At 72.0% G+C, this 6,134-nt stretch carries 7 protein-coding genes; 2 read left to right on the top strand and 5 right to left on the bottom strand.

The annotated features are described in order from the left end of the window. Nucleotides 1-67: 67 nt before the first annotated feature. Together ACRWND_RS03570 and ACRWND_RS03565 are read right to left on the bottom strand one after the other, a co-directional pair. The gene (locus tag ACRWND_RS03570; protein ID WP_431945737.1) at nt 68-1,408 is read right to left on the bottom strand and encodes a class I SAM-dependent methyltransferase; all 1,341 of its coding nucleotides are present in this window, start codon (nt 1,406-1,408) and stop codon (nt 68-70) included. A 257-nt stretch (nt 1,409-1,665) separates the two neighbouring features. After that, nucleotides 1,666-3,045, bottom strand: a complete 1,380-nt coding sequence (locus ACRWND_RS03565; RefSeq protein ID WP_431945735.1) for an NAD(P)/FAD-dependent oxidoreductase — start codon at nt 3,043-3,045, stop codon at nt 1,666-1,668. Nucleotides 3,046-3,502: 457 nt separating this feature from the next. On the opposite strand from ACRWND_RS03565, the gene ACRWND_RS03560 reads away from it, so the two are divergent. Together ACRWND_RS03560 and ACRWND_RS03555 are read left to right on the top strand one after the other, a co-directional pair. Beyond that, nucleotides 3,503-3,775, top strand: coding sequence for a type II toxin-antitoxin system Phd/YefM family antitoxin (locus ACRWND_RS03560; protein WP_431945733.1), 273 nt, complete (start codon nt 3,503-3,505; stop codon nt 3,773-3,775). Further along, on the top strand, nt 3,772-4,041 hold the full coding sequence (locus tag ACRWND_RS03555) for a type II toxin-antitoxin system RelE family toxin (RefSeq protein WP_431945731.1): 270 nt from the start codon (nt 3,772-3,774) through the stop codon (nt 4,039-4,041). The genes ACRWND_RS03560 and ACRWND_RS03555 overlap by 4 nt, the downstream gene beginning before the upstream one ends. Nucleotides 4,042-4,080: 39 nt before the next feature. Here ACRWND_RS03555 and ACRWND_RS03550 read toward each other — a convergent pair whose 3' ends face one another. The 3 genes from ACRWND_RS03550 to ACRWND_RS03540 are packed head-to-tail and all read right to left on the bottom strand — an operon-like array spanning nt 4,081 to nt 6,112. Beyond that, nucleotides 4,081-5,034, bottom strand: a complete 954-nt coding sequence (locus tag ACRWND_RS03550; RefSeq protein WP_431945729.1) for an exopolyphosphatase — start codon at nt 5,032-5,034, stop codon at nt 4,081-4,083. Continuing rightward, nucleotides 5,031-5,579 (bottom strand): DUF501 domain-containing protein, encoded by a 549-nt coding sequence (locus ACRWND_RS03545; protein ID WP_431945727.1) that lies wholly within the window; start codon nt 5,577-5,579, stop codon nt 5,031-5,033. Before ACRWND_RS03545 ends, ACRWND_RS03550 begins: the two co-directional genes overlap by 4 nt. 29 nt (nt 5,580-5,608) lie before the next feature. Continuing rightward, nucleotides 5,609-6,112: an FtsB family cell division protein gene (locus ACRWND_RS03540; RefSeq protein ID WP_431945725.1), complete on the bottom strand. Its 504-nt coding sequence runs from the start codon at nt 6,110-6,112 to the stop codon at nt 5,609-5,611. Between the last annotated feature and the right edge of the window lie 22 nt (nt 6,113-6,134).

The raw sequence follows: 6,134 nt of genomic DNA, 5'->3' as shown, positions 1-6,134 counted from the left end.
GGGGGAGGGGGGGCGGGGGGGGGTGTGGGCTTTCCCCCCCCCCCCCCCCCCCCCCCCGACGGCGCGTTCAGGCCTGCCGGCCCGAGCCCAGCCAGTCGGCCCGGGTGCGGGGCATCCCGGAGCCGCCGTCCTTGGTCGGGCGGACGGCCAGGACCTGGTTGACGCCGATCCGGTTCTGTTCGAAGGAGAGCGCGGAAGCCGCCATGTAGAGCCGCCAGACCCGGGCCCGGCCGGCACCGGCGAGGCGGACGGCCTCGGCCCAGTGGGCCTCGAGGTTGGCGACCCACTGCCGCAGCGTCAGTGCGTAGTGCTCGCGGATCGCCTCCACGTCCCGCACCTCGAACCCGGCCTCCTCCAGCCGGGAGACGGTGGAGCCGACCGGGGCCAGCTCGCCGTCGGGAAAGACGTACCGGTCGATGAACTCGTCGACGTGGTACGCCTCCTCGTCCGCCCAGGGGCGGCGGGCGATCTGGTGGTTGAGCAGCCGCCCGCCGGGCCGCAGCAGGGCGTGGAGCACTTCGGCGTACTGCCGGTAGCGCTCGCGGCCCACGTGCTCGGCCATGCCGATCGACGAGACGGCGTCGTAGGGGCCGTCGTCGACCGCCCGGTAGTCCTGCACCCGGATCTCGATCCGGTCGGCCAGGCCCGCCTCGGCGACCCGCTTGCGCGCGTAGGAGGCCTGCTCGGTGGAGAGCGTGACACCGGTGGCGTGGACGCCGTAGTGCTCGGCGGCGTGCATCACCATGGAGCCCCAGCCGCAGCCGACGTCCAGCAGCCTCTGACCGGGACGCAGTTCGAGCTTTCGGCAGATGAGGTCGAGCTTGGCCCGCTGGGCGTCCTCCAGCGTCGCGTCGGGCCCCTCCCAGTAGGCGCACGAGTAGACCATGGACGGGCCGAGCACCAGCTCGTAGAAGTCGTTGCCGACGTTGTAGTGGTGACTGATCGCCTGCCGGTCGCGGACCGGGCTGTGCAGCACACCGGAGCGCCTGCGGACCTCCTCCGGCGGCGGGGGCGGCGGCAGGCCGGGGCCGGCCAGGGCGAGGACCTCGCGGGCCAGCCGGTAGGTCGCGGGGTCGCGCGCGAGGCCCAGCAGACGGCGCGGCGCAGCCCCGGCGCGCGCAGCCCCGGGGCCCTGGGCGGGACGCTCCCAGACAAGCCCGGAGAGCAGGTCCAGCGCCTCGTAGAGGTCGCCGTCGACGTCCAGTTCCCCGGCCACCCAGGCGCGGGCCAGGCCGAGTTCACCGGGCTTGTACAGCAGCCGGCGCAACGCCCGGCGGTGCCGTACGACCAGGGCCGGGGTGCCGGGCGGCCCGGTCTCGCTGCCGTCCCACGCGCGGACGCGCAGCGGGATGGGAACGCCGAGCGCCTGCTCGGCGAGAGCGGTCAGTCGTCCGGCCGCATCGGCCATGGCGCGTACCTCCGTGCCTCCATGAAGACGGGTCCACTGGGCTGGGAAACCGATGCGTGATACACCGACATTCCCGCGCCACCGCTTCTTTGCCTCTACCCATCTCATGTCCTGTGCCCCGGAACCAGGGACACAGGCACGACGAAGGGCGCCCGCCCCACGGATGGCGGACGCCCTTCGGCCGTACTCCTGCCTGTTCGGCACCGGCCCGGCCGGGACCTGCCCGGCCGCAGCTCAGTACCCTTCCGGCACCGGGCTCAGGCCTTGGCCTCTGCCTTGGCCTTGCCGCTGTCGGCGGTGACCGCCGCCGGGACCGGCGGCTTGGCGGCCTCGTAGAACTCCTCGCGCGGGTTCTCGATGGCGCCGAGCGAGACGACCTCGCGCTTGAGGAACATCCCCAGCGTCCAGTCGGCGACGACGCGGATCTTGCGGTTGAAGGTCGGCACGGCCATGCCGTGGTAGCCGCGGTGCATGTACCAGGCCAGGCGGCCCTTGAACTTCAGCTTGAGCTTGCCGAAGCGGATCAGGGCCACACCCTTGTGCAGGCCGAGGCCGGCCACGGCGCCGAGGTTGGAGTGCTTGTACTCCTTCTGCGGGAAGCCGCGCATGCCGGACACCACGTTGTCGCCGAGCACCTTGGCCTGGCGCAGCGCGTGCTGGGCGTTCGGCGGGCACCAGGCGCCGGGGCCGGAGGCCAGGTCGGGGACCTGGGCGTTGTCGCCGGCGGACCAGATGTAGTCGGTGCCCTGCACCTGGAGCGTCGCGGCGGTGTCCACGTGGCCGCGCGGTCCGAGCGGCAGGCCGTACTTGGCGAGCGCCGGGTTGGGCTTGACGCCCGCCGTCCACACGATGGTGGAGGCGTCGACCTCGAGGCCGTTGGCGAGCACCACGTGCTTGTCGACGCAGGAGCTCATGGAGGTGCCGAGGTAGACCTCGATGCCGCGCTCGCGCAGGTGCTCCAGACCCCAGGTGCCCAGCTCGGGGCCGACCTCGGGGAGGATCTTGTCGGCGGCGTCGACGAGGATGAACCGCATGTCCTCGCGCTTGACGTTGGTGTAGTACTTGGCCGCGTCGCGGGCCATGTCCTCGACCTCGCCGACCGTCTCGGCGCCGGCGAAGCCGCCGCCGACGAAGACGAAGGTGAGCGCCTTGCGGCGGACGTCCTCGTCAGTGGTGGAGTCGGCCTTGTCGAGCTGCTCCAGCACGTGGTTGCGCAGGCCGATGGCCTCCTCGACGCCCTTCATGCCGATGCCGTGCTCGGCGAGGCCGGGGATCGGGAAAGTGCGGGAGACGGCGCCGAGCGCCACCACCAGGTAGTCGAAGGGCAGTTCGTAGGTCTCGCCCACGAGCGGCTCCACGACCGCGACCTTGCGGTCCTGGTCGATGCTGGTGACCCGGCCGGTGAGGACCTCCGCCTTGGGGAGCACGCGGCGCAGCGGCACCACGACGTGGCGGGGGGAGATGCTGCCGGCGGCGGCTTCCGGCAGGAAAGGCTGGTACGTCATGTACGAGCGCGGGTCGACGACGGTCACCGTCGCTTCCGCGTAACGCATCTTCTTGAGGATGCGCCGCGCCGCGTACAGGCCGACGTACCCTCCGCCTACTACGAGGATCCTGGGACGCTCCGTGGTGCTCATGGCTTCGAGTATTCACCACGCCCCAGGGGGTACCTCGTGAGCCCCTTCACAAGGTTTGGGGCGCCCTCTGCTAAACTGCGCCGCTTCGTGATCAGAGACACAGGAGCGGGTGGGAACCCCGCAGATCGCACGGGCGTTGAGCGGCCGTTGTGACCAGCGGCGATCGCCCGCCGCGGAGCCCGCGCCACCGTCCCGCAACACCGCCGAAACACCGCCGCAGCAAGGGTTCGCCCGACCTCGGGCGCCCCTCACACCGGACAGTTGGGCCGTCCGGCGGGAACTTTCATGTGAAGAAATTCACGAACTTCGCGGGGCGGGCGTGTCACGCCCGCCCCTGTGGTCCGCTCAGATGCTAAAGCCCCTGCTCAGGCGATGCTTGCGCGATGCCGTCGAGGATCGCGCGCAAATGCGACTCTTGGAGCGACCACGTGTACACGTGAATGCGTACACTGATGTCATGACTGAGCACACCGTGACCGTACGGGAAGCCCGCGCGCACCTCGCCGATCACATCAACCGGGCCGAGGAAGGCGTTCCGACCGTCATCACGCGCAACGGCGCTCCGGTGGCGGCCGTGGTTCCGATCGCAGACTTCGAGGCGCTGGAAGAAGCGGCCGACGTCATGTTGGCGCGCGAAGCCGAAGCGGTCCTGACCGAGGGTGGCCCCACCGTGACGATGGCGGAACTGCTGGCGGATCTGTTCACCGAGCACGACGGCGACGCGGCGTGAAGTACGCCTTCCGGTTCACCGCGGCAGCGCAGCGGCAGCTTCGGGCCATCAGTCGGCCCGACGCCATGCGCATCCTGACCGCACTGACCGCGCTCGGCGACGACCCGTACCGCGAGGACGCCGACGTCAAGAAGCTCACCGGCCCGTCGGGGCTCTACCGGCTCCGGGTCGGAAGCTACCGGGTCGCCTACCAGATCAACGATGGTGAACTCGTCGTCCTCGTCGTCAAGGTGGGCGACCGGCGGGACGTCTACCGCAACCTGTAGGCAGTCGGGCCGGAGACCGGGCGATTTTGTCGGGGTGGCCTACGACGGCGTCTCGGCCGCGTGAAAGGCGATCCCGTCGAGGATGTCGTGCTCCGAGACCACGGCCTCCCGGGCACCCGTGCGTTCCATGATCCGCAGCAGCACCAGGGCCCCGGCGCCGATCACGTCGACCCGCCCGGGGTGCATCACCGGGATCGCGGCGCGCTCGGCGTGCGTGGCCGACAGCAGGCGGGCGCTGATCTCGCGCACCGTCTCGACCGGGATGCGGGAGTGGTGGATGGCCGTCCAGTCGTAGCTGGGGAGTTCCAGCGCGATCGCGGCGACCGTGGTCACCGATCCGGCCAGCCCAACGAGCGTGCGGGCCTCGCGCAGGGGGACTGTCCGCTCGGCGAGATCGAGGGCGGCGTCGATGTCCCGCGTCATGGCGGCGATCTGACCGGCCGTGGGCGGGTCGGTGACCACGCCGTCGCGGACGAGGTGGCGCTCGGTCATCCGCACGCAGCCGACGTCGACCGAGCGCGCGGCCGTGACCCGGTCGTCGCCGACGACGAACTCGGTGGAGCCGCCGCCGATGTCCACGACCAAGAAGGGGCGTTCGAGGTCCGTCCGCCCGGCCAGCTCCTTGGTGGCGCCGGTGAAGGAGAACTCCGCCTCCTGGTCACCACTGATCACCTCGGGCTCCACGCCGAGGATGTCGACCACCCCACGCACGAAGTCGTCCCGGTTGGAGGCGTCACGGGAGGCGGAGGTGGCCACGAAACGGACCTCGCGCGCCTCCAGTTCCGAGATCACGGCCGCGTACTCGCGGCAGGCCGCGAAGGTGCGCTCCAGGGCCTCGGGGGCGAGCCGGCCGGTGCGGTCCACGTCCTGGCCGAGCCGGACGACGGTCATCCGCCGGTCGAGGTCCTTGATCTCGCCGGTCGCGGGGTCCGCGTCCGCGACGAGCAGACGGATGGAGTTGGTGCCGCAGTCGATGGCGGCGACCCGGGTCACCGGTTCTCCTCCTCGTCCTGTCCGGCGCCGCCGCAGGGGCTCACGCACGGCCCCTTGCGCCACCACTCGGGCAGCATCGCGATCGTCTCGTCGCCCAGCGGGTTCACCCCGGGGCCCGCCGCGAGGGAGTGGCCGACCAGGACGTGCAGGCACTTGACCCGGTCCGGCATCCCGCCGGCGCTGGGGAAGCCTTCCAGGACCTCGATGGCGTCCCGGCGGGCGATGTAGTCCTCGTGCGCGGCGCGGTAGGCGGCGGCCAGCTCCAGGTCCTCGGCGAGGCGGGCCGTCATCTCCTTCATGACGCCCTCGGCCTCGAGGGTGCCGATCGCCGAGGCGGCGCGCGGGCAGGTCAGGTAGTACAGCGTCGGGAACGGCGTCCCGTCCTCCAGGCGCGGGGCGGTCTCCACCACGTCGGGGTTGCCGCAGGGGCAGCGGTGCGCGATGGCCCGCAGGCCGCGCGGCGGGCGGCCGAGCTGCTCTTCGAAGGCGGCGATGTCCGCCTCCGTGGGCGGGGCGTGCTCGGTCTGCGGCGGGGGCGTTTCCATGCCTGGGCGTGTCTCTTTCGGGGGGTGCGTCAACGGTGGGCTGCGGTGGCGGCGGCGTCCGCGTGGTCGACGCCGTCCCACAGGTTGGCGTACCAGGGGCGGCGGGCCGCGCTGTCCCTGCGGCGGGCGTCGGTGTTCTCGGGGGCCGCGGCCCCGCTGGGTTCCACCACCGTATACGCCGTCTCGCCCGGCAGTACGTAGTGCAGCCGGGCCCGGGCCTGCGCCTTGACGTACTCCGGGTCCTGCCAGCGGGCCTTCTCCTCGCGCAGCTCGTCCACCCGCTTGCGCGCCTGCTCGGCCTGCTTGCGCTGGTCGGCGATCTGCGAGCGCTGCGCGACATACTGCCGCATGGGGTAGGCCAGGGCGACGATCAGGGCGCAGACCACCAGCGCCAGCAGCGCGGCCCGACCGGTCAGCCGGCTGCGGCCGCGGCGCAGCGAGGGCCGCGGGCGGCCGGCCGCGCGGTAGACGCGGGCCTGCGCCTGTGCCCCGAGGGCACGGATACGCGTCGCGGTGGAGAAGCGATCCGGCACGTGCACCTCCGGTGGGGGTTCG

The organism is Actinacidiphila sp. bgisy167, assembly GCF_965342175.1.
GTDB lineage: Bacteria > Actinomycetota > Actinomycetes > Streptomycetales > Streptomycetaceae > Actinacidiphila.
The sequence above is the reverse complement of the archived record's forward strand: the minus strand, read 5'-3'. Positions and strand labels throughout refer to the sequence as shown.